Origin of the sequence: Myxococcus xanthus (assembly GCF_006402735.1) — a bacterium.
Taxonomy (GTDB): domain Bacteria; phylum Myxococcota; class Myxococcia; order Myxococcales; family Myxococcaceae; genus Myxococcus; species Myxococcus xanthus_A.
On sequence record NZ_CP017174.1, the window covers coordinates 114,056 to 137,299 of the forward strand.

At 70.2% G+C, this 23,244-nt stretch carries 20 protein-coding genes; 12 read left to right on the forward strand and 8 right to left on the reverse strand.

Annotation, left to right across the window (positions count from 1 at the left end; translation table 11 throughout):
* Positions 1-15 precede the first annotated feature (15 nt).
* The gene (locus BHS09_RS00480) at positions 16-1,236 is read left to right on the forward strand and encodes an ABC transporter permease (protein WP_140786579.1); all 1,221 of its coding nucleotides are present in this window, start codon (positions 16-18) and stop codon (positions 1,234-1,236) included.
* A 97-nt stretch (positions 1,237-1,333) separates the two neighbouring features.
* Here the strand turns inward: BHS09_RS00480 and BHS09_RS38775 are convergent, their stop codons facing one another.
* Positions 1,334-1,504, reverse strand: a complete 171-nt coding sequence (locus tag BHS09_RS38775; protein ID WP_163884368.1) for a hypothetical protein — start codon at positions 1,502-1,504, stop codon at positions 1,334-1,336.
* Between the two features lie 156 nt (positions 1,505-1,660).
* A complete protein-coding gene (locus tag BHS09_RS00485; RefSeq protein ID WP_237080480.1) occupies positions 1,661-2,389 on the reverse strand; it encodes a hypothetical protein in 729 nt (242 codons plus the stop codon).
* A 147-nt stretch (positions 2,390-2,536) separates the two neighbouring features.
* Between BHS09_RS00485 and BHS09_RS00490 the strand changes: the two genes are divergently transcribed.
* The 3 genes from BHS09_RS00490 (at position 2,537) to BHS09_RS00500 (ending at position 5,759) form a co-directional block, all read left to right on the forward strand.
* A complete protein-coding gene (locus BHS09_RS00490; protein ID WP_140796879.1) occupies positions 2,537-3,784 on the forward strand; it encodes a phospholipase D-like domain-containing protein in 1,248 nt (415 codons plus the stop codon).
* 35 nt (positions 3,785-3,819) lie between these two features.
* Entirely contained in the window at positions 3,820-5,136 is a 1,317-nt protein-coding gene (locus tag BHS09_RS00495) for an outer membrane protein assembly factor BamB family protein (RefSeq protein ID WP_140796880.1), read from the forward strand.
* Between the two features lie 92 nt (positions 5,137-5,228).
* The gene (locus BHS09_RS00500; RefSeq protein ID WP_140786582.1) at positions 5,229-5,759 is read left to right on the forward strand and encodes a GNAT family N-acetyltransferase; all 531 of its coding nucleotides are present in this window, start codon (positions 5,229-5,231) and stop codon (positions 5,757-5,759) included.
* Between the two features lie 2 nt (positions 5,760-5,761).
* Here BHS09_RS00500 and BHS09_RS00505 read toward each other — a convergent pair whose 3' ends face one another.
* Positions 5,762-7,429 (reverse strand): type VI secretion system contractile sheath small subunit, encoded by a 1,668-nt coding sequence (locus BHS09_RS00505; protein ID WP_237080105.1) that lies wholly within the window; start codon positions 7,427-7,429, stop codon positions 5,762-5,764.
* Positions 7,430-7,702: 273 nt separating this feature from the next.
* Here BHS09_RS00505 and BHS09_RS00510 point away from each other — a divergent pair, with 273 nt between their 5' ends.
* Positions 7,703-8,806, forward strand: a complete 1,104-nt coding sequence (locus BHS09_RS00510) for a lytic transglycosylase domain-containing protein (protein ID WP_140796882.1) — start codon at positions 7,703-7,705, stop codon at positions 8,804-8,806.
* A 33-nt stretch (positions 8,807-8,839) separates the two neighbouring features.
* Here BHS09_RS00510 and BHS09_RS00515 read toward each other — a convergent pair whose 3' ends face one another.
* The 5 genes from BHS09_RS00515 to sitA6 form a co-directional block, all read right to left on the reverse strand.
* Entirely contained in the window at positions 8,840-9,610 is a 771-nt protein-coding gene (locus BHS09_RS00515; RefSeq protein WP_237080106.1) for a cysteine peptidase family C39 domain-containing protein, read from the reverse strand.
* Positions 9,611-9,699: 89 nt separating this feature from the next.
* Positions 9,700-11,040, reverse strand: coding sequence for a sigma-54 interaction domain-containing protein (locus tag BHS09_RS00520; RefSeq protein WP_140786586.1), 1,341 nt, complete (start codon positions 11,038-11,040; stop codon positions 9,700-9,702).
* Positions 11,041-11,098: 58 nt separating this feature from the next.
* Positions 11,099-13,852 (reverse strand): protein kinase domain-containing protein, encoded by a 2,754-nt coding sequence (locus BHS09_RS00525; RefSeq protein WP_140796884.1) that lies wholly within the window; start codon positions 13,850-13,852, stop codon positions 11,099-11,101.
* Positions 13,853-14,047: 195 nt separating this feature from the next.
* On the reverse strand, positions 14,048-14,770 hold the full coding sequence (sitI6, locus tag BHS09_RS00530) for a SitI6 family double-CXXCG motif immunity protein (protein ID WP_140796885.1): 723 nt from the start codon (positions 14,768-14,770) through the stop codon (positions 14,048-14,050).
* Positions 14,771-14,786: 16 nt separating this feature from the next.
* On the reverse strand, positions 14,787-15,464 hold the full coding sequence (gene sitA6 / locus BHS09_RS00535; RefSeq protein ID WP_140796886.1) for a SitA6 family polymorphic toxin lipoprotein: 678 nt from the start codon (positions 15,462-15,464) through the stop codon (positions 14,787-14,789).
* Positions 15,465-15,530: 66 nt separating this feature from the next.
* Between sitA6 and BHS09_RS00540 the strand changes: the two genes are divergently transcribed.
* From BHS09_RS00540 to BHS09_RS00575, 7 genes are all read left to right on the forward strand, one after another.
* The gene (locus tag BHS09_RS00540) at positions 15,531-15,941 is read left to right on the forward strand and encodes a hypothetical protein (RefSeq protein ID WP_140786590.1); all 411 of its coding nucleotides are present in this window, start codon (positions 15,531-15,533) and stop codon (positions 15,939-15,941) included.
* 136 nt (positions 15,942-16,077) lie between these two features.
* Positions 16,078-17,604: a CoA-acylating methylmalonate-semialdehyde dehydrogenase gene (locus BHS09_RS00545; RefSeq protein ID WP_140786591.1), complete on the forward strand. Its 1,527-nt coding sequence runs from the start codon at positions 16,078-16,080 to the stop codon at positions 17,602-17,604.
* 72 nt (positions 17,605-17,676) lie between these two features.
* Entirely contained in the window at positions 17,677-18,930 is a 1,254-nt protein-coding gene (locus BHS09_RS00550) for a GTP cyclohydrolase II (protein ID WP_140786592.1), read from the forward strand.
* On the forward strand, positions 18,923-20,134 hold the full coding sequence (locus tag BHS09_RS00555; RefSeq protein ID WP_140786593.1) for a DUF1688 family protein: 1,212 nt from the start codon (positions 18,923-18,925) through the stop codon (positions 20,132-20,134). The genes BHS09_RS00550 and BHS09_RS00555 overlap by 8 nt, the downstream gene beginning before the upstream one ends.
* 12 nt (positions 20,135-20,146) lie before the next feature.
* On the forward strand, positions 20,147-20,782 hold the full coding sequence (gene upp / locus BHS09_RS00560) for a uracil phosphoribosyltransferase (RefSeq protein ID WP_140786594.1): 636 nt from the start codon (positions 20,147-20,149) through the stop codon (positions 20,780-20,782).
* Positions 20,783-20,893: 111 nt separating this feature from the next.
* The gene (locus BHS09_RS00565) at positions 20,894-21,409 is read left to right on the forward strand and encodes an MXAN_0125 family MYXO-CTERM protein (RefSeq protein WP_237080107.1); all 516 of its coding nucleotides are present in this window, start codon (positions 20,894-20,896) and stop codon (positions 21,407-21,409) included.
* Between the two features lie 389 nt (positions 21,410-21,798).
* Positions 21,799-23,121, forward strand: a complete 1,323-nt coding sequence (locus BHS09_RS00575; protein WP_140796887.1) for a CapA family protein — start codon at positions 21,799-21,801, stop codon at positions 23,119-23,121.
* Positions 23,122-23,244 lie beyond the last annotated feature (123 nt).

The window sequence follows — 23,244 nt, forward strand, 5'->3', positions numbered from 1 at the left end:
CGGGAGACGGCGGCGATGATGGCAATCTGGGACACCCTGCGGCTGGCGTTCGGAACGTTCCGTTCCAACCTGCTGCGCTCATTCCTGACGCTGCTGGGCATCGTCATTGGCGCCACCACGGTGGTGTCGATGATGGGGCTCATCGAGGGCCTGCGCATCCAGGTGAACGAGAGCATGTCCGAGCTGGGCTCCGACTGCTTCCAGGTGCAGCGGCTGCCTTTCGGCGGAAACCTGTCCCTGGCGGAGCTGGCGCGGCGGCCCCGGCTGAACGAGGGCGATTTGGAGGCCATCCGGCTGCAGCCGTCGGTGCTGCTGGCGGCGGCGGAGGACTCCAAGGGTGGACAGAAGGTGTCCACGCAGCAGCGCGAGTCGCGCCCCAATGTGACTATTTGGGCCGGCACGCCGGAGTACTTCCAGACGAACTCGGTGGTGGTGGAGTTCGGGAGGCCCTTCACGGACGCGGAGTACCTGGACGGCCGCCGCGTGGCGGTGATTGGCCAGGACCTGGCGGACACGTTGTTCCCGGGCGTGCAGCCCCTGGGGCAGAACATCCGCATCCTGGGGCGCAGCTTCCAGGTGATTGGCACGCTCAAGCGCCGCGGCAGCTTCATGGGCGGAGGCAGCCAGGACAACCAGGTGATGATGCCGCTGTCCGTCTACAAGGCGCTGTTCGGGGTGCGCAACTACCGGGTGAGCGTCCAGGCCCAGTCGGCGGAGGTGCTCCAGCGCGCGCAGGACGAGGTGACGCTGCTGATGCGGCGGCGCCACAACCTGAAGCCGCTGGAGGAGGATGACTTCTTCGTGTTCTCCAACGAGAGCGCCACGGAGATGTTCAACAACATCTCGAAGGTGATTTCCGCGGCCAGCTTCGGCGTGTGCATGCTGTCGCTGCTGGTGGGCGGCATCGGCATCCTGAACATCATGCTGGTGGCGGTGACGGAGCGCACCCGGGAGATTGGCATCCGCAAGGCGCTGGGCGCGAAGAAGCGCCGCATCCTCGCGCAGTTCGCCATCGAGGCGGTGGTGCTGTCGCTGGTGGGTGGCGTGTTGGGCGTGGGCCTGGGCATGGGCCTGGCGCACCTGGCGAAGTGGATGGTGGGGCTGCCCGCGCAGGTGCCGGCCTGGGCGGTGATGCTGTCGCTGGCCATGAGCAGCGGCGTGGGCCTGCTGTTCGGCATCTACCCGGCCGCGCGCGCCGCGAAGCTGGACCCCGTGGAGGCCATGCGGACGGACTGACGCCACGCCGGTGCCGCAGGGTGGCTGGGAATGAAACGGGGCCTCCTCCGCGCGGTGCGGAAGAGGCCCCAGGTGTTTCAGCACGTGTGTCCGGGGATTACGGACACGGGGTGCCGCAAATCCACTCACCGGTGATGGGGTGCTTGTAGCAGGGCGGCTGGCAGTCGTCGGCGACGGCCGTGGCCGGCGTCATGGTGATTCCCAGGCCCAGCACGGCGGCGGCGGCGGTGAGGACGACGGCGATTCGGAGGTGCTTGCGAGCAGTCATTGCGGTCTCTCCAACAGCGGTGTCCGTACAGCGCGGCGGAGTGTGGAGCCCAGGTCTGACAATCACAATGCGCCGCGTGTCACACGCACTGCGTCTGAGACTGCAAGGACTTGGGCGGTGCACAACGCGTGTGTGTGTGAAGCAGATGCAGCGGAACTATTGCGTGTGTCCGTCTGGGCGAGGTCCACTGCCTGCCCATTGATAGCCCAACGTCGCGCCCACGCCGATGAATCCCAGGGCGATGAGCTGACGGCCGCTCTTCAAGCGGGCGCTGGGCTTGGACAGCTTCACCAGGGACTCGTGGACGATGACGCCCAACAGCGTGCCCAGCGCCGCGCCGCCGAGCGCGCCCAGGTAGGCACGGCCCGGATGGTGACTCTTGCCAAAGGCGAGCTCGCCCAGGCCCCACGTCCCGAGTGCGGTCAGGGGCGGTGTCAGCACGAAGCCGCCGCTGAAGGCCACGGTCTCCAATTCCATCCACCGCCCCGGGCTGGGCGCCGCGGGGCGGAAGAAGAGGAGCCGCGAGGGGATGGCGCCCAGGAGCATTCCCGCCGCCGTCTCCGTCGCGGTGGCACCCACGCGCGTGTCCCCGCCCACGCGGCTGGCGCCCCAGACGCCGGCCACGGGAAGCAACGCGAGCCCTCCGTGCGCCACCCAGGCCCCCTTGGGGAGCGGCACGTCCTCCGGTTCGATGTACGTGGGCACGGCCGCTCTTTCCGGTGACGGGGCGGCGGGCGTGTCGAAGTACTTGGAACGAGGCTCGGAAGGTGGGGTGTCGCGCAGCGGTGCGTCCGCGGCGACCGCGTGACTCACGGTGGGCAGCAGGCAGCCCAGCAGCAGCGTGCACGCGAGGGTGGAGCGTCGGTGAGAAGGCACGTTGGGCATTGGCGACACGCGGTGTGTCCCGAAGGTGAGCACGCGGGGCGGGGGCTTCCACCCTCACGGTGGAGATGTGCCGTTTACGCGGCTCGGGGTGTCTTCCGTGAGACATCGGCAGGTGCGCCGCGGGCCATGGGCGCTTAGCTTCCGGCAGTGAAGCTCGCCTGGCTCGTGCCCGTGGTGTTGATTGCCGCTGGGTGCCCCGCTCCCAATCACCGGCATGACCTGCGCCTGCGCTCATTGCCGGGAAGCAGCCCGGAGGCGCGTTCGCTCGCGTTCTTCCAGTCGCTGGGCGTGGCGCTGGTGCCGGGCCACCGCGTGGAGCTGGTGGAGAACGGCTTCATCTTCGACGCCATCGAAGAGGAGATTCTCGCCGCGCACACCAGCATCCACATCACCAGCTACATCTGGCGGCCCGGTGAGCCGTCGGACCGGCTGGTGCGGGCGCTGGCGGCGCGGCGGCCCGGGGTTGCGTGCCGCGTGCTCGTGGACCCGTTGGGCAGCGTCAACTTCGAGGCGGTGATGCCCGCGCTGGCGGCCAGCGGCTGTGACGCGCGCTACTTCCGGCCCATCCAAGGTGACTTCGTGGCCCTGGACGCGGTCCGTCTCCGGGCGCGGAGCCACCGGAAGCTGGTGGTGCGGGATGGCGAGGTGGGCATCACGGGTGGCTGGGGCATCTGGAAGAGCTGGATGGGGAATGCGCAGGGCGCGGATTACTGGCGCGACATGAACATCCGCGTGGAGGGCCCGGCCGTGCGGGACATGCAGGTCGCCTTCGCCCAGAACTGGCAGGAGTCAGGTGGGGATTTCCTGCCCGCGACCGACTTCCCGGAGCCGCGCTACGCAGGGGACGCGCGCGCGGGCTTCGTGGCCAGCACGGACAACCGGTTCCTGTCGGACGCGCGGCGAATGACGCTGCTCACCATCGCGGCGGCGAAGGAGCGGCTCTGGATTGCGAACTCGTACTTCATCCCCTCCGACGCCATCAGTGACATGTTGTTGGAGAAGGTGAAGCAGGGCGTGGACGTGCGGGTGCTGGTGCCCGGGCGGCACCATGACGTCGGGCCGGTGCACGCGGCGCAGCGGGCGACGTATGCGCGCTTGCTGGAGGGTGGCGTGCGCATCTGGGAGTACGAGCTGTCGATGATGCATTCCAAGACGATGCTCGTGGATGACTCCCTGTCCGTCGTGGGCTCCACCAACATGGACCCGCTGGCGTTGACGACGTTGGAGGAGTGCTCGGTGGTGGTGGAGGACCCGGCGCTGGCGGCGCAGCTCGCCGCATCTTTTGAGAAAGATTTACGCCACTCGCGAGAAATTCACTGGAGCGGGTGGAGGCGGCGCGGGCTCTTGCAGAAGCTGGGCGAGCGGCTGCCGTGGTTCATCGGCAACTATCTCTGACGCAGCAGTGCAGGGCCGGATGGTAGAAACCGGGCATGGCTCGCGCCCGCCCGACATCGCCTCGTTGCCCCCGCTGTCATGCGCCCATCGTCCTCGAGGAAGGCCGGGTGCTCTACACCTGTGGCTACTGCAACGCCTCCATCGACACGCAGGGCGAGAAGGCGCCGCGTCCCGAGTATCAGGCGCCGGCCTCGACGGGGGCGGGAGGGAACACGGGCGGCCTGTTGGTGGGAGGCATCCTGTCGCTCTGCTTCACGGCGGGGCTCGTGGCCTTTTACAGCTTCAGCTCCGTCACGGAGTCCACCAGCGGGCCCACCCCCACGAGCGTCCCGGAGCCGTCTCCCGTCGTCGTGGCGCCGCCACCGGTGGCGGAGAAGAAGGCGAAGTTCCAATGGGACTCCCAGGGTGTTCCCCTCGCCGTGGACCTCAACGGTGACGGAACGGACGACATCATCGGCCGTATCCGTCGCCTCAGTCTCGTTCCCGGAAAGACGGAGACGCGCAACCAGGTTGCCGCGTTCGATGGGAAGTCGCTCGACCTGCTCTGGGAAGCGGACCTCGAGGGGACGATCTCGGACTTGTCCGGCGCGGTGCACGTCGTTCACCAGGGCGGCCGCGTGGTGATGAGTGAGCCGGGCGCGGTGCATCTCCTCGAGCCGAAGACAGGCAAGCCGCTGGGGCGGGTGGCGCTCTCGGACAAGCCCAGCAGGCTCTGCATCCCGAAGGGCGACACCGAGTCCGTCTGGGTCGAGGTGGTGGATGGGCAGAACCTCCTGTTCAACACGAAGACGGCGACCGCCCGGCCCGCCATCGAGCCTCCGCCCCCCTGCGCGCCGGTCAAATGGAGCCACCATCTCTGTTTCGTTCCGGTGTTCAGGAAGAGTCCCGTCCCTTGTGCGCGCCCGCGCAACCTTCCCGCCGTTCCCGGATTCCGGGCGGAGAACGTCTACAAGCTCGAGGACCTGGACGTCGCGATGGGTGCACGGAGCCCTGGGAGCCGGGTGCCCATGGTGGCGGTGTTCCGGCGGGGCGAGAAGGCCGCGCTGTGGGCGGAGAACGTCGCCGACATGGACCCCAGGAACGTGAAGGAGTCCACGGTGGACGTCGTCGACTTCTCCGAGGACTCGCTCTTCATGGTCTACGCGTTGAAGGAGGGCGGGGAGCAGCTCGTTCGTAGGGACCTGCTGAAGGGGAGCGTGGGGTGGGACGTCCCCATTCCCAACTCCCGGAGCGGCTCGGGGGTGTCCCAGATTCGGGAGCACGGTGGGCGCATCTATGTCCCTCACTGGGTGTGGCTGGATGTCTTCGACGCGAAGACGGGCAACCTGATTGGCACCCTGGGCGCGTGGTGACGCCGACGCAGTGTCGGCCTGCACGCAGACATGAGCGCGGCTGGCTGGGGTGAAATCGCGCGGACGCGCGGCCAGTCGTAGAGTTCCGGGCCATGGACACCCGGCATGTCGTGGAGCGGGCCCTCGTTCGCGAGGCACGGCCCGAGGATGACGCGGTGGTGGGGGACTTGTTGGTGGAGGCCTTCCTCACCCAGTACGCGAAGAAGCTCCCGGACGTCGTCTATGGCGACGAGCGCAAGCGCGAGCTGCGGGACGTCGCGTCCCGGCGCAAGGTGGCCACCGTGCTGGTGGCCGAGGTGGACGGGCAGGTGGTGGGCACTGTCGCGCTCTTCAAGCCGGGCGCGCCGGGCTCCGAGGCCTGGCTGCCCAACGCCGCCGACCTGCGCGGGCTGGCCACCGCCGTGAGTCACCATGGCACCGGGCTGGCCCGGCCGCTCATGGACGCCGCCGAGGCCCTGGCCCGGGAGTGGGGCGTGGACGCCGTGTGCCTCCACGTCCGAAGGGGCGCGGAGGGCGTGGGGCGCATGTACCTGCGGCGGGGCTTCGTGCGCGAACCCGTGGGCGACCTGGACCTGCCCACGGTGTTCCTCGAAGGCTACGTGCTGCGCTTCAAGAAGGACTGACTTCAGCCGCGCAGCGGCAGGGTGAAGGCGAGCTGGAAGCGCGTGCCCGCGTGCTCCGGGCGGACGGTCGCGGTGACGTGCACGCCGCGGCCGTTGTCCGTGGCCACCAGCTGGCCGCGCAGCTGCCCGTTCTCCGTGGCGCCCCGGAAGAGGAACACCTCCGCGGCCTGCGAGAAGATGGCGTCCACGTCGTCGCCGCCGGTGCCCGCGGGGAGCTGGTCCCGCACCCAGGTAGCGAAGCGCACGATGCGCCCGGTGAGCAGCTGCGCGGGCAGCGGCACCGCGTAGCCTCCGCCGAAGACCATGGGCGCGGCGGCCAGCAGCACCGCGTCCGCGTTGCGCCCGCTGCCCAGGCCCAGGATGCCGCGCTCCTCCAGCCGCGCCTGCGCCCGGATGGGGAGGAAGTGCTCGGTGGGAATGCTCAGCCCGGTATCGCGGCCGGTGGGCAGCTCCCACATGGCGGGCGCCTTCAGTCCGCCCTGCTGGCCCATGATGCGCGCGAAGGCGCTGGTGTCCCGGAAGCTGGCCGCCAGCATCGCCGCCACCGCCAGCGCGGGGCTGGTGAAGCTCACGCGCCGGGCCGCGCCGCGACCCTCGCTGGCCACCACCGCGCGGTTGATGACGGCGCACAGCCAGCGCGCGGACTCGTCCTGGCGCAGCTCCGTCCAGGCCTCGGAGACCTGCTCGCGTTCCTCTTCCAGCGCCGTGGCCAGCTCCGCCTGCGCCACGCCCAGGAGCGGCGCGGACACGGCGGCCACCACCGGAAGCTGCGCGCGCTCGCCCATCGCCGCGAGCTTGCCCAGGAGGGCGACGTCGTCGGTGGCATCCACGATGAAGACGGCGTCAGGGCGTTCGAAGGGCTCGGCGCCTAGCGCGCCCTGCACGGCGTCCAGCAGCCCGGCGCGCGCCACGTCCAGCACCTCCACGGAGATGCCCGAGGAGGCGGGCACCTGGTCCAGCAGCCACTTGAGGCCGCGCCACCCGGACTCCAACTGGGCCACGGGCTCGGCGCCGAGCAGGTCCTTCGCCGTGAGGAGCAGCGCTTCCTCCACCAAATCCCGGGCCGTCTGCCGGGTGGCGGCCTCCGGCGTGACGACGGGCGCGGGCGTGGCGGGCACGCGCGGATTGATGGCGCGCAGGAAGGCATCCACCGCGCGGGACGCGGCGGCGGGCGTGCTCGCGTCGGCGCGGCTGAGGAGCGTCTCCACCAGGTCCTCGCCAGATTCGGTGGGCGCGGCCGGAGCGGTGGGCGCGGCCGGTGGGGCGGAGGCGGCGCGCAGGGCCTCGGCCACCGCGTCCGGCAGGCGGCCCGGGCCGGTGACGGTGGCCACGCGCGTGGCGGCCTCCTCGGGCGTCAGCGTGCGCAGCGGGTCGGACGTGGACAGCGATTCGTGCAGGTGCTGCAGGGCGCGCAGCTCCGGGACGCGGGTGATGACGTCCGCGAAGCTGAATGCGCGGAGCCGGTCGAAGGACAGCTCGACGGTGCGCGTGTCACCTGCTCCGAGCCGGTCAGCCACGGTGACGCGGAGCCCGCTGGCGGCGCGCGTGAGCTCATCCCCGAAGGTGTTCACCGTGAGCGGGAAGCGCCGACCCGAGGGAGACGGGGAGAAGGCACCCACCACCAGCCAGCGCACGCGCGCGCTCTCGGCACTGCTTCCGTTCTGGCTCATGTCCCGCATCCCCTCCACGACGAGAAGGCCGCTACGTTAGCGCGCCAGCATGTCGGCACGGCTGCCGGACGGAGCCTGGTGACTGCGACCACCGCCCCCCTGACGGCAGTCACCAGGGGCCAGGGCCTCGCGGGGCGCGGGCGCTCCCGGGACTCAAGTGAAATCAATGACTTGGCGGGTGAACGAGGGCTCCTGGTGGTTGGCACACCTGCTGCTACTGGTGCGTGGGTCGCCTACAGCAGCCCTCCAACCCCTCCCCGAAGGAACTTCCCCATGCGCCTCTCTCCTCTCAGCGGCTCCGCCTCTTCCGCCGTCCGCTCCCCGGCCCAGGATGTCTCCGTCTCCCGGCCTTCCGCGTCGCTGTCGGGTCCCTCGAGTGCTTCGGCCCAGAAGCCGTCGCTGGGGCGCATCGGGATGCAGCAGGATGGCTTCGACCTGGGCGGCGGCAAGGCCGCGTCCGTGGGAAAGCTGCTTGAGGGAGCCATGGCGATCATCAGCACGCTCACCCAGCTCCAGCAGGCCATGCAGGGCGGCGCGGCCGGTGGCGCGCAGGGCGCTTCGTGCGGCCAGGGCTCGTCCCCGTCCAAGTGCTTCTCGGACAGCTCCTTCTCGCCCGCGTCGGCCTGCGGTGGCCGTCCTCCCGTGGAGCTGAACCCCAGCGCTCAGGGCCCGTCTCCGTTCATGAATGATCCGGTGGAGGGCCTCATGTCGGCGCCGCCGGCGGGTGGCCCCGCGCCCGCTCCGGTGAGTGGCATCGAGGGCGCGCCTGTTCCGGTGGGTGGCCCCGCGCCTGTTCCGGTGGGCGGCATCGAGGGCACGCCGGTGGGGGGCTCCGCGCCCGCGCCGGTGGGCGGCATCGGCGCGGCGCCCTCGGTGGGCGCGAACACGAGTGCCGGCGGCGCGAGCCTGGGCGGCAACCTGCCTCCGGCGCTGGAGAAGCTGCGTCCGGCGCTCGAGTCCGCGGCGGCCAAGACGGGCGTGCCGGTGGAGATGCTGGCCGCGCAGGTGTGGGCGGAGTCGCGCGGTGACGTGGCCGCCACGTCCACCAACGGTGGCAACGGCCTGACGGACACCGGGCTGATGCAGGTGAACCCCAACACCTTCAAGGAGCTGCAGGGCAAGTACCCCGAGCTGCAGGGCAAGAGCCTCTCCGACCCGGCGACGAACATCCTCGCGGGCGCCTGCTACATGAAGGACATGAAGGAGCAGTTCGGGAACTGGGACCTGGCCCTGCGCGCCTACAACTCCGGTCCGAACGGCGTGGACAAGAGCAACCCGCACGCGATTCCCGCGGGCACGGGTGACGCCATGTACGTGCAGAAGGTGAATCAGTTCGCCAGCACCCTGGCTTCGGGCCAGGGCACGCTGCCGGCGTAGTCGAGGCCGGCAGGTCGGACGGCGGCGGGAGGCTCAGGAAGACTCGCGGCCGAAGCTGCCGCGAGCCCGGGAGCCACCACCGTCGGTGTTGCCCAGGACGCTGGTGTGGAGGGAGCTCTTCTCCACCAGCGTGCCTTCGTCCATGGCGCTCTGCGGGTCGCCGACGACGAGCATGCCGCCACCCTGGTGCAGCTCCCACGCGGAGCCCACGGAGTCGGCAATCTGCTGACCGGACACGGAGTACTTGGAGCCCGTGTTCGTGTCCTTCACCTGGTAGTTGCCCTTGTCGTCCATGGCGTCGACGACGACCCAGTGCGAGCCGCCGGCGACCTTGGAGTCCACGCCCGTGGCGAGCCGGTTGGTGTCCAGTTGGACGACGACTTGCTGCCCGCGGGCCAGCGCCTCGTTCACCGAAGGCATGTCGAAGTTCGAGGTGCCCTTCTTCACCTCCAGGCCCTCGTGCGCGAGCATCTTCGCGAGCTCCTCCGGGGTCGTGCCGCCGCCGTCGGTGAAGCGCGACTCCAGCGCGTCCATCTTCTGCGCCGCCGACGCGGAGTCCTTGCCCGCGGTGCGCGACAGCAGGGTGGCCACCGCGGCGCCGCAGTTGGCGTCCTTGGTCTGCTTGATGACTTCCGATGCGTCCGCGGCCTCGAAGCTGTCGGTGAAGTACCGGGCCACCACGTCGGGGACGGACGGCTGCTGGGGAGCCTGGGCCTGGGCGGGGCCGGACGCGGCGGGCGGGACGCTCTGCTGCGGCCGGGTCTCCGAGGGCCTCGCGATGGACTGGAAGAGGTTCACTCGCATGGGCGGTCTTCCCTGGGGGATGGGCGGAGCCCGCATGGCTCCAATCCGAGGTTATCTCCAAACTCTGGAGAAAGTTGTTTCCGCGGCGCTCAGAGGCCGCCGTTCGGTTCGATACCGTGCTTTTTCAGGAGCTTGCGGAGGTAGACGCGGTCGATGTCGGCCTCGCGGGAGGCGCGGGAGATGTTCCCCTCGCAGCGCTCCAGGAGGTTGCGGAGGTAGTCGCGCTCGAAGCCTTCCACGAGCCGCTCCTTGGCCTCCTTGAAGGGCAGGTCCAGGTCGGCCGCGCTGTGGCCCCGCTCGCTGTCGGCGGACTCGAGCTCCGGGAGGGCCTCCTCGCCCAGGTTCACCACCTGTTCCACCACGTTGCGCAGCTCGCGCACGTTGCCGGGCCAGGGGTACTGGGTGAGCAGCGCGCGCGTCTGGTCCGACAGGGCGCTGGGCGGGCGGCCCGTCTGCTCGAGCATGGTGTCGATGAGCAGGGGGATGTCCTCGGGGCGCTCGCGCAGGGAGGGCATCGTCACGCGGAGCACGGCGAGCCGGTGGTAGAGGTCGCGGCGGAACTTCCCCTGCCGCACGGCGTCCTCCAAATCCCGGTGGGTGGCCGTCACCACGCGCATGTTGACGGTGACGTAGTCATTGGCGCCCACGCGCTTCACCTGGCGGCGCTCCAGCACACGCAGCAGGCGGGGCTGGAGCTCCAGCGGCAGCTCGCCGACTTCGTCCAGGAAGACGGTGCCGTTGTGGGCGCGCTCGAAGGCGCCGGCGCGGTCGCTCTGGGCGTTGGTGAAGGCGCCCTTCACGTGGCCGAACAACTCGGACTCGATGAGCGAGGGGGCCACGCCCGCCAGGTCCACGATGACGAAGGGCCCACTGGCGCGGCGGCTGGCCTGGTGGATGGCTTCGGCGCACAGGTCCTTGCCGGTGCCCGTCTCGCCCTGGATGAGCACGTCCGCGCCGCCCGGGGACAGGCGCTCCAGCAGGGTGAACACCTCGCGCATGCGGCGGCTGTTGCCCACCAGCGCGCCGAAGCGGTCGCGGCTGGAGAGCAGGAGCGTGCGCTTCGCCGTCTCCTCCGGCACCAGTTTCAGCTCGGTGGTGCCCAGGGTGATGACGGTGCCCGGGTGCAGCTCCAACTCAGTGAAGCGGCGGCCGTCACACGAGGAGCCGTTGCGTGAGCCCAGGTCGGTGGCCACCACGTGCTCGTCGTGGACCGTCAGCTTGAGGTGCTCGCGGGAAATCGTCTTGTCGGTGAGGACGATGTCGCACGTGGGGGCCTTGCCCAGCACGTATTCGGGCTTGGTGAGCGCATGGCTCTGGCCGGACTCGGGGCCGGACAGCACCATCAACTTCAGCCGGACCCGGCCTTGCCGCGCGCGGCTCAGCGTCAGCGTCGGGTCCAGCGCGGGATCCTCTTCGTTCGACGGGGCCACGGGGGCGGGACGCTAACACGGTCGACGCGGCCCGCCACCCGTTGGGTCCGTGGCGACTTCACCGCCGAGGCTTGCGACCCGCGGGCCGGGGGGCAGGCTCGGGCGGCAGCGTCGAGAGCCAGGCGTCCACGTCCGCCACCCGCGCCTCCATGCCGGCCTCGGTGAAGCGCGCCCGGGCCTGGGCCGCCTCCCCGCGCGCCGCCGGGGGCTGCTGCGTCATCCACAGGGCGCGAGCCAGGGCGAAGCCGGACTCGGCCAGCACGTCGGGCGGGGCCGACACGAAGGAGACGGCCTGCCGCAGCGGCGCCACCGACTCGTTCGCCTTGCCCAGCTCCAGCAGGGCCTGGCCCACGCCGTCGTAGGAGTACTGGAGCCGCTCGTCGTCGGCGGGCAGCGCCGCGCGCTTGATGAAGAGCGCCTCTTCGTAGGCCTTCAGCGCCTCGTCGTAGCGCTTCATCGCGTGCAGGCACATGCCCACCTCGTCCAGGGCCTCCGCGTACAGGACGCTCGTCTCGCCCCGCGTGGCCTTGCGGACCTGGGCCGCCGCCTGCGCGTGCTTCAGGGCCTTGGCGTCCTGCTTCAGCTCGCGCAGCGTCAGCGACAGCATGCCGTGGCGCTGGGCCATGTCCGGATGCCAGGGGCCCACCGCGGCCTCCGTCAGCGTCAGCGCTTCCTCCAGTAGCTCCACCGCCTTCTCGGGCTGTTCCAGGTCCAGCATCACGCCGCCCAGCAGGAAGGTGGTCCGCGCGCGCTTGGGGTGGCCCAGGGGCAGGGCGCGGGCCTGGAGCGCCTTGGCCTGCTCCAGCAGCGTGCGCGCGTCCTCGAAGCGCTCCTGTGACACCGCGAGGTTGGCCTGGTTCATCCGCACGTCGGCTTCCAGCACGGGCTCGCCGCCCAGGCGCTGGAGAGTGGCGTGTGCCAGCTGGCCCCAATCCGAGGCCTGGGTGAAGTGCTGCTGACCGTCCTCGACGTAGAGCAGCTTGTTGAGGATGGCGACCTTCAGCCGGTCCGCCCGTCCCGCCTCGGCGTCGCGCACGGCGTGGAAGAGCTGCTTCGCGGCCTCGGGGGACTGGCCGTTCTGCTCCTGGAGCCAGCCCAGGTGGAAGCGCAGCTCGGCTGTGAGCGGCAGGTGGCCGGTGGCCAGCACCGGTGCCTCCAGCGCCCGCGCCGTCTCCAAGGCTTTCGGATAGCGGCCCGCGTCCACCAGCGCCTTCACGCCCGCGAGCTGCTCCTCCAACTGCTCGATGTCGGCGCGCTTCGCCGCGTCCGAGGGCAGCCGCTGCTGTTCGGCCAGGGACTCCTCGTCCTCGCATTCGTGCAGCGAGGGCAGGGCGTGGACTGCGTCCACCGACTTCTCCACCAGCGCCGCGTCCGCGCTGGACAGGAGCGCCACCGTGGCGCGCACATCCTTGTGCCGCCGCGCCAGACACACTGTCCGCCGCGTCAGCAGCTCCTCCGTCTGCACGCCGTGGACGTGGGTGGCCTCGCAGGCCTCGGTGCTCTGCTGCTTCCACGCGCTCGCGTAGCCGTCCAGCACCTGGGACACCTTGCCGGCCAGCTCCTGCGCGAAGGGCTTGCCGGTAGCGAGGAAGGCCGCCTCCACTTGCTGCCGCGCCGCCGGGCTCCAGACGTCATCCATGCGCGCGCCCGCTGCCGCGCAGACCTGTGACTGCTGGTAGAGGACGCCGCCCACCAGGGCCACGCCCGCCGCCACGGTGCTCGCGCCCGCCACCCAGCGCCGCCGCTTCGTGAAGCGATGCTCCTGCGACAGGGCGCCCAGCAGCTCCGTCATGGACGCGAAGCGCGCGGACGGGTCCAGCGACAGTCCGCGCATCATCGCCTGCTTCACCCAGGCGGGGACCTTCACGTCGCGCGGCGGCTCCTGGATGAGGACGGGCGGCGGCAGGGGCTTGGGGGCCTCGCGCTCCAGGGGGGCCGTCACGTGCAGTGGCTCGGTGGCCTCGACCACGGGCTGGACCTGGGGCTTCCGCGAAGAGGCATACGCCTCCATCTTCGCGGGCTCGAAGGGCCGCTGACGGTAGAGCGCCCAGTACAGCGCGACGCAGAAGCTGAACTGGTCCGAGCGCGGGTCCAGGTCATCTCCACGGAACTGCTCCGGGGACATGTAGCTGGGCGTGCCGATGATGAGGCCCGCCTCCGTGAGGGGCGTGTCCAGCATGCGCCGCTCGGAGGGAATGAAGGCCTCTGAGTCCTCGGAGAGGGGCTCCTCCTTGGGAAGCGTGCCCACCGGCCGCGCCAGGCCGAAGTCGGTGACGAAGACGCGGCCTGCCTTGCTCACCAGTACGTTGGCGGGTTTGAAGTCGCGGTGCACCAGCCCGGCTTCGTGTGCGGCCTGGAGCCCCCGGCCCGCGGCGAGGAAGGACTCCAGCACCTCGCGCCAGGAGCGCTGTCCCTCCTTCACCCACGAGGCCAGGGTGCCGCCGTCCACCAGCTCCATGGCGAGGAAGACGCGGTCACCCCACACGTCCACGTCGAAGATGGGGATGACGTTGGGATGCGAGACGCGCGCCATGGCCTGCGCCTCGCGCAGCAGCCGCGCCCGGGCCTCCTCGGAGTCCGTGCGCGAGTCCGCGTGCAGCAGCTTGAGGGCCACCTTGCGGTCCAGGTCCGGGTCATAGGCCGCGTACACCACGCCCATGCCGCCTTGTCCCAGGCGCTTGAGGAGGAAGTAGCGCCCTACTTGGGGAACGGGTGGAGCGTCGTCGCGCCGCGACCCAGGGCCGGTGCCGAAGGCGTCATCCTCGCGATTGCCCGTGCCTGCGCGTCCTCTGTCGCTGTCTTTCATGCTCATGGCCGATGCACCTGGTCCGCGACTCTATCCGCGCTTGTCCATCAGGCCCATGTTCCAGCCCGTCCGCATGGTTGCCTACGCACCAGGCCGGTGTCGGTCGTCACCGACGTGTGTGGCCTGTCAGCTGGGGCGCCGTGGGGATGCAGGGGACGAACACTTGAAAACAGAAGAGGCGTGCAGTGCCTCGTCCGGGTGTCAACGGGTGGGCAGCTCGCGGAAGGTGATGCCGTCGAGCTTCTGTCGCCGCACGGCCTCCATGAATCGCTCGGTCCCAACGACCATGGTCGCGAAGTTGCCGACCCGGAACAGGTCGACTCCCGAGGGGATCGAGGCGGCATCCAGGATGGGCGCTTCCGGGCGCGTGAAGCCATGCCGGCCGCATGTCCCGCATGGAGGCGGTACCTCGGGGGGGATGCAGTCGGGATGCAGGCGGCCCAGAGGTTCAATCTGGAGCTCCAGGAACGCGGGTGGGTTCTTCTGACGGAACGTCAGCTCCGTCCGGCAACCCACCAGTCCTTCGACGCCTTCCCCTTGAAGGCGCTCCAACACATCGGGCTGGACCAGCAGCAGCAGTTGCTCGACCCAGGCGATGAGGCCGAAACGTCCCGTGCCCTTGCCCGTCAATGGACCGAAGCCTGTTCCAGGGGGAAGGGCCGCATGCGGAGGTGCCAGAGGGCGCACCAGCTCTCGGAGTCGTGCGAACTCCGGGAGCGGCTCCGGGCGAGGTCGCTCGAACATCTCGCGTTCGGGAAGGTGGGACAGGTCGACGCAGGCATAGTCGTGCCCCACATCACTCCACGTGGCGCCGCACATGGGGCAGTGCACTCCTGGGAGGCCCCACTTGTGCCACGCATCGATGTAGCCGCCCTGGTTCGATGCGACCGTCGCGTCCTCGCCTAGCCAGAAGAACCGTGTCATCGGGGCGTCGAAGTCCTCATGTTCCAGGGCGGGAGTAGTACGACTGGATGGGGCCGCCCAGAAGTTGGAAGCGGTAGATGAGTTCCCCCGCGTGTCGATAGATTTCCTCAGGTGTGGCCCTGGGATTGGCCAGCATGAAGTCGCGCCAAGCCTGATTCCAGGCGCCACCCCGGCCATCGCCGCCGTGAATCTTCCGGTGGAGGTCGCGGGGAATCGGGAGGGTGTAGTTGTGAATCTTGACGCCCTGCCGCTCGAACCACCTGGCGAGCAGCTCGGCCTGCGGGAAGATGTGGTGCTTCTCGAAGCGGCCGGCTGGACGCTGGTGTGAGGGCGGGACTGCGCGCTCACGAGCCCCATTCCAGTTCGGAAAGACCATGACGGGTACAGCGCCGTTCGAGCGCTTCGTGTCGCGTCCCCAGTTCCGGCGGGGCCCGCTTCCTGGCGCGGCTGCGACTGGAGGGCGTGCGGGAGGGAAGCGCACCGGCTGGACTTCAGGGGCAACGTCTTCGCAGAAGTAGAGCCCGCACACGTCGAGGGTGCACTGGACCGCGACACATGGAGCGTCGTCGGAGGGGCGACACACCTCCTGGTCTTCGTTCGGTCCTCTCCGGCGTTCGTCATGCGCAACGGTCGAACAGCCCAGCAGGGACACGGCCAGCAGGAGCCAGAGCGCATGGGGGCGTCGCACAGTCATGGGACCCTCGCCGACGGAAGGCCTGGGCGTGCACGCCCCCCGCTCCGCGGTTACCTTCAGGCCGCCATGTCCCTTCGCAAGGATTACATCGAGCGGCTCATCGAGGAGTTCGCCGCCGCGCTGGCCCGCATCATCAAGGCGCGCCGGGAGAAGAAGCTCGCGGACGCCCAGCGCCTCATCCAGGAGACGGCGCTGTCCACGCTGGGCATGGAGTACACCGCGCTGCTGATGGCGGACCCGATGTCCACCGCGCGACTGCTGGGCTCCCCTACGCGCGTGAAGGTGCTCGCGCGCCTGGTCGCCGAGGACGGAGAGCTGATCGCCGAGCAGGGCGACGCCGCCACGGCCACTTCCCGCTTCCACTACGCGCTCGCGCTGTACGACGAGGTCCAGGTCCTGGGCCTCACGCTGGACGCCGATGACACGGCCACCATCGCCCGGCTGCGCGGCCTGCTGACCGCGCCCGACGCCCACTGAACGCAATCCCTCACACCTGTCCGAGAGATGGGTCCGCTACCTGACAGAGCAGGCACCTGGATGTCTACCATTGGGCGTGTCCGAGGGCACCCTCGGGGACCCCTGGGTTGCATGTCAGTCCATTCCCCTGGTTACAATGGCAGGCCATTTCTTCACGCCAGACACCTGGGGGGTGTGCGTGTCCTTCATCCAGCTTCCGCGGAGCGTTGTCTCGTGCCGTAACCTCGTTGGAGGAAGCTGGCAGGTGCCGCCCGGTGCGGCGCACCTCGATGTCCGGAGCCCTTACACGGGCACCGTCATTGGCAGGGTTCCCCTCACGCCCGCATCGGGAGTCGCCCAGGCGGTGGAGGCCGCGAAGGCAGCGGCCTCTTCCTGGAAGGACACCCCGCTGCGGGAGCGCACGCAGTACCTGTACCGCTTCCGTCAGCTCCTCGAGCGGGATTTGGACTCCCTGGCCCAGCTGGCCGCAAGCGAGGCGGGGAAGACGGTGGCGGAGGCCCGCGCGGGCCTGCTCAAGGGCATGGAGGTCTGCGACTTCGCTTTGTCCCTCCAGAACCTCGACACGGGCGCGCACCTGGAAGTCAGCCGCGGCGTCTCGTGTGAGTACCGCCGCGAGCCGCTGGGCGTGGTCGCCGGAATCACACCCTTCAACTTCCCGGCGATGGTGCCGATGTGGATGTTCCCCATCGCCGTCACGCTGGGCAACGCCTTCATCCTCAAGCCGTCGGAAAAGGTGCCGCTGACCGCGTGCGCGCTGGGCGAGCTCATGTGCGAGGCGGGCTACCCCGCGGGTGTCTTCTCCGTCGTGCACGGCGGCAAGGAGGCGGTGGACGCGCTGGTGGCGCATCCGGACGTGCAGGCGGTGGGCTTCGTCGGCTCGTCCGCGGTGGCGCGCCACCTGTACGCGGAGGGTTGCAAGCGCGGCAAGCGCGTGCTGGCGCTGGGCAGCGCGAAGAACCACCTCATCGTCGTGCCGGACGCGGACCCGGAGCTGACGCCGCAGGCGGTGGTGGACTCGTTCACCGGCTGCGCGGGCCAGCGTTGCATGGCGGCCAGCGTGCTGCTCGCGGTGGGCAACGTGGAGTCCATTCTCCAGGAAGTCGTCCGCCGCGCGGCGAAGCTGGAGGTGGGCCCCGACATGGGCGCCCTCATCGACCGGGGCTCGTTGGACCGCCTGGAGACGGCCCTTGCTCGCGCCGAGGCCGAGGGCGCGCGGGTGCTGCTGGACGGCCGTGGACGCAAGCCGCAGGGCGAGCCGTGGGCCGGTGGCAACTGGCTGGGCCCCACGCTGCTGGACGGCGTGCGCCCGGAGATGGAGGCCGCGCGGCGCGAGCTGTTCGGCCCGGTGCTCTCCATCGTCCGGGTGCCCACGCTGTCCGCGGCGCTGGCGGTGGAGAATGCGTCGCCCTACGGCAACGCGGCGTCCATCTTCACCACGAACGGTGGGGTGGCGCAGACGGTGGTGGAGGGCGTGCGTGCCGGCATGGTGGGCGTCAACGTGGGCGTCCCTGTTCCGCGTGAGCCGTTCTCCTTCGGTGGCACGGGCGATTCGCGCTTCGGGCACGGGGACATCACCGGGCCGTCCAGCCTCGACTTCTGGACGCAGGTGAAGAAGGTCACCCGCAAGTGGTCGGCCCGGTCCGACGGCTCGTGGATGAGCTGAAGCGCGCCCCACGACGCGAAGCACCCCCCCGCACCCCGACTTTGCTCTCGCGCCCGCAAGGAGGGCGCTCCCATGGCCGAGAAGAAGAATCCCAATCACATCCGCCTCACCTCCCACCCGGATGGCGACGTTCCCAGTGTCCCCATCCACTGGGGAGCCGGTGAGCCGACGCGCCGGGGCCCCGTCGTGGCCACGCTGACGGAGGCCGGGCACCGCAACGTCATCGGCACGCATGCCGGCGCGTACGCGGTGTACCGCGCGCTCGCCGTGGCCGCGGGCATGCTGCCGCAGGACCACCGCGCGGACCTGAAGAACACCGCGCCCGCCGCGCAGGTGGGGCCGCATCCGTCGTGGAGCGACCCGCAGCGCATCGTCTCGCTGGACCCGTGGGGTGCCATCGCGCCGCAGGCGTTCCGGCCTTTCGCGGAGCAGGGCATCGACTTCCGGCCGACCATCGCCGTCACCAAGGCGCACATCAACTTCCCCGAGGTGCGCGACGCCATCGAGGCCGGGCGCCTGAAGCCGGACGGGGACCTGCTGCGCGACAACGGCGACATCAAGGTGACCAAGGCCGCGGTGGACCCGGTGTGGTACCTGCCGGGTATCGCGAAGCGCTTCGGCATGACGGAGAGCGCGCTGCGCCGCGGCCTCTTCGAGCAGACGGGCGGCATGTTCCCGGAGCTGATTACGCGCCCGGACCTGCACGTCTTCCTTCCGCCCATCGGCGGGCTGACGTTGTACGTCTTCGGCGGCATCGAGACGCTGGCGGACCGGGACGTGCCGCTGACAGCGCGCGTGCATGACGAGTGCAATGGCTCCGACGTGTTCGGCAGCGACATCTGCACCTGCCGGCCCTACCTGGCGCACGGCATCGAGGAGTGCGTGCGCACGGCGCAGGCGGGCGGCGCGGGGCTCATCGTCTACCTGCGCAAGGAAGGCCGGGCGCTGGGCGAGGTGACGAAGTTCCTCGTGTACAACGCGCGCAAGCGGCAGGAGGGCGGCGACTCCGCGGCCACCTACTTCCAGCGCACCGAGTGCGTGGCCGGCGTGCAGGACATGCGCTTCCAGGAGCTGATGCCGGACGTGCTGCACTGGCTGGGCATCACCCGCATCCACCGCTTCGTGTCGATGAGCGACATGAAGCACGACGCGATTACGCGCTCGGGCATCGAAATCCTGGAGCGCGTCCCCATCCCCGACGAGCTCATCCCCGCCGACGCGAAGGTGGAGATGGAGGCGAAGAAGGCCGCGGGCTACTTCACGCAAGGGCCGGTGGCGGACGCTGCGGGGCTGGCGCAGGTGAAGGGACGGGACCTCGATGTCTGATTCCGCATTGGCCAGGTCGGACCTCTCTCCCGCGGTGGCGTGGCTGCGCACGCCGTCCGCCATCCGGGAGCGGTGCCACCAGCTGTTGGACCTGGGGCTGGCGGGCAAGCTGGAGCACTTCCGTGTCGAGCCGTCGCGGCTGCCCATCGTCGTGGACACGGTGCTGCACGTGACGCGCGAGCACTACCCCACGCTGGACGTGCCGCTGCACAGCCGCTGGCGCCACTTCGACGTGGGCGGCGTGGCCCGGCTGGCGGAGCTGGAGGCGCGGCTGAAGGACGCCTCTCTCCAAGAGCGGGCGCGCGCGAAGCTGGACCTGGTGGTGGTGAGCGTACTGCTGGACGCGGGCAGTGGTCCGCAGTGGCGCTACCAGGAGGCCGGCGGGAAGACGTGGGCGCGCTCCGAGGGACTGGCCGTGGCCAGCTTCCGCATGTTCATGGAGGGGCGCTTCTCATCGGACCCGGACCGGCCGCTGCGCGTGGACGCGGAGGCGCTGGGCCGGCTCACGCGTGAGGCGCTCGCGCAGGGCATGCAGGTGACGGACACCAACCCGGTGGATGGCTTGGAGGGCCGGCTGCACCTGCTGCACGGGCTGGCGAAGGTGCTGCCTCGGCCGGGCGCGTTGCTGGACATCATCACGGCGCAGCAGCGCAGCGTGCGCGCCGCGGAGCTGCTGGGGCTGGTGCTGGAGGTGCTGGGCCCCATCTGGCCGGGCCGGGTGATGGTGGACGCGGTGAACCTGGGCGACGTGTGGCCGCATCCCGCGCTGGGGTCGGTGGAGAGCCTGGAGGCGCTGGTGCCCTTCCACAAGCTGTCGCAGTGGATGACGTATTCCCTGGTGGAGCCGCTGTCCGATGCGGGCGTGGTCGTGACGGAGCTGGATGGCCTCACCGGCCTGCCCGAGTACCGCAACGGCGGCCTGCTGGTGGACCTGGGCGTGCTGTCGCCTCGGGAGCCGCGCCTCTTCACGCAGTCCTTTCACCCGGGTGACGAGCCCATCGTGGAGTGGCGCGCGCTGACGGTGGCGCTGCTGGACCGGGTGGCGGCGCTGGTGCGTGGCCGGCTGGGCCTGAGCGCGGAGGAGCTGCCGCTGGGGAAGGTGCTCCAGGGTGGCACGTGGACCGCGGGCCGGCGCGTGGCGGCGGAGCGGCGTCCCGGGGGTGGGCCGCCCATCCGCGTGGACAGTGACGGCACGGTGTTCTGACGGGAGGACGCAATGGAATTTCCGAACTGCACGGTGGTGGACCACCCGCTGGTGAAGCACAAGCTCACGCAGATGCGCCGCGTGGAGACGAGCACCGCCTCCTTCCGGGCGCTGCTCCAGGAAATCTCACTGCTGCTCGCCTACGAGGCCCTGAGAGACCTCAAGGTGCGCGAGGAGGACATCCAGACGCCCATGGCGCGCACGATGGCGCCGGTGCTGGACGGCAAGAAGCTGGTGCTGGTGGCCATCATGCGCGCGGGGCAGGGCATCCTCGACGGGATGCTGCAGTTGGTGCCCTCCGCGCGCGTGGGGCACATCGGCCTGTACCGGGACCCGGAGACGCTGTCGCCGGTGGAGTACTACTACCGCGTACCCGGCCAGCTCGCGGACCGGGACGTGGTGGTGTGCGACCCGATGCTCGCCACGGGGAACTCGGCGGTGGCCGCGCTCCAGCGATTGAAGAAGAGCAAGCCCGGCTCGCTGCGCTTCGTGTGTCTGCTGGCGTGCCCGGAGGGCCTGACGAACCTGCGCGAGCACCACCCGGACGTCCACGTCTACACCGCGGCCATCGACGAGCGGCTGGACGAGCACGGCTACATCCTCCCGGGCCTGGGCGATGCGGGAGACCGGCTGTTCGGGACCAAGTAGCGCGGTGGAGGAGATACCCATTACCCGGCAACGGTGACTTGGCGTGCGGCCGTGTCCGGGACAGGATGCGCGCCGCGGACGGGGCCGGCGCAATCGGGTTGGGAGCAGTCGATGCAAGGAATGCTTGTTCGCGCCCGGCGCATGACGGCCGGGTTGGTCGGCGCCGGTGTGCTGGTACTGGGACTGTCGGGAATCGCCCGGGCGGAGTCGGAGCCGTGCGCGTGCTCCACATCGAACCAGAGCGTCGTCTCCGAGGTGCCGTGCCTCATTTTCCGCGCGTCCGTCAGCTGCGGACTGAGCAACGTGCGCAACGCCTGTGCGCAGACGGTGACGCTGGTCGACTGGCCGTTGTCGAGCTGTCCGGACAGCGTGTGCACCCAGGCGCTCGCGCCACGTGGAGAGGCGGGCTTCATCTTCGGCAGGGAGGAGTTCGAGAGAGAGCGCTTCGTCGAACAGGCCTACACGGTGCGCGTGGACGGCGTGGACCAGCGGCTCGCCATCAGCGCGGAGGTGACGTGCAGGGACGTCCGCGACTCCGATGGCTGTGCAGCGGCGCCGGGTGCGCTGGGCGCTGCGGGGGGGGCGCTGCTGGTGGGCGCGGTGGCTCGCCGGCGCCGTGGAGCTTGAGCGCAGGCCCTGAGCGGCGCTGTCCGCCGGGACGTACAAGTGTGCGCCGGCGGGCGGTGTGTTGCTGAAGTGGGTGAGCACGGCCACCAGCTCCACGTCCTGCAGGTGGCCCATGGACGACATGGGGGAGCCCCAGCGAGGGCTCGTCAGTCCGTAGAGGTGCGGCTCCACCCGGTATTCGCGTCCCCCCCGGCGCGGGGAAGAGGCGCGCGGTGTCCGTGAGGCCGGGGTACTGGTCCCAGCCCTGGCCTTCGCGGCCGTGGCAGTTGCGGCAGCTACCCGCACGAGAGTGACGCGAGCAGCGACAAGGGCAAGCCGTAGGAGCCGCGGTTCGCCGGCACCCGGGGTCCCCTTCCAGGGATGCCGGGTGTCTGGATTAGGGTGGAGGCGTGTCCGCCTCCGTCCTGCTGCTGTTGCCCCTGCTTTGTGCCTCCGCCCCCACGCGCGTGGAGCTGGTGTTTGGTGGGGATGTGATTCCCCATGGCGAGGTGAAGGAGGTCGCGAGGCTGCACGCCCGCACCGGGGCGCCGCCACCGGAAGGGGGCCGTGCGCCCTCGCTCAACCATGAGGGCTGGGACCATGTCTTCGGGCCCATCGCGGACGTGCTGCGCACCGCGGACGTGGGCGTCGTGAATCTGGAGACGCCCGTCACCGACAACAAGAAGGCGGTCGCGCGGGAGCTCTTGTTCAACGCGCCGTCGGCCATGGTGCACGCGCTGGCCTCGGCCGGGGTGAAGGTGGTGTCCACCGCGAACAATCACGCGAGGGACCAGCACCCCGTGGGTATGTTGGAGACGCTGCGGCACCTGGATGCGGCGGGCATCCGCCATACGGGCACGGGCGCGACGAAGGACGCCGCGTGGGAGCCCGCCTTCGTGGACGTGCGCGGCGTGAAGGTGGGGTTCCTGTCCTTCACGCGCATGCTGAATGGCTTCAGCAATCCGAAGGATGCGCAGGCGCCGCATGTCGCGCTGGTGCCCTATTCGCGGCACGAAGCGCACCGAGGGCTTCAACCCGAACAGGCCGTGGAGGCCGTGCGCGCCGCGGCGGCGCGGTGTGACGCGCTCATCGTGCTGGTGCACTGGGGGACGGAGTACAAGGCCACGCCGCTGCCAGAGGACCGTGCGTTGGGACGCGCGCTGCTGGACGCGGGGGCGAGGGCGGTCATCGGGCACCATCCGCACGTGCTCCAGCCGCTGGAGTCGTACCAGACGGTGGATGGGCGCAAGGGGCTCATCGCGTACTCGCTGGGCAACCTGGTGGCGAACCAGGACCGCTTCTACCGGCACGAGGTGGGGGCGAAGAGCTCGGGGGGCGACCGGCGGGATTCGATGTTGTTGCGGCTGTCGCTGGTGCGGCCCATGCCCGGTGTGTCGGTAGCGCTGGAGGAAGTGGCGGTGCTGCCGGTGTGGATTGAGAACAACGCGGTGGGGCGGGCGCGAAATGAGTCGCGGAACATCCAGCCAGTGCTCATCGACCGGGAGGTGGAGGAGGTGACGGCGCGGCTGGCGTTGCTGGCGGCGCGCCCCGCGCCTCTGGACAAGGAGACTCGCGCGCAGAAGGCCTTGCTGGAGCGGCGGCTGGAAGGCTCCAAGCACCGGCGTGAGCGCATCCTCCGGATGTTGCCGGAAGGGTTCGCGGTGGCGTCGCCCGAGTTGCGTCAGCGTGGGTCGGTAGCAGTGCCCCCAGGGCGGTTGGCTTCACAGCCTTGACGGTGAAGGCACACGGGGATGTGCCTCAGGCCATTCTGGTTGTGAGATGTCCATGGTCTTTCATTCAGGCGGACTTCAGGGTGAGTCGGCTTCTGGGCAAGTCACGCCTGGGGTTGGGGTAGA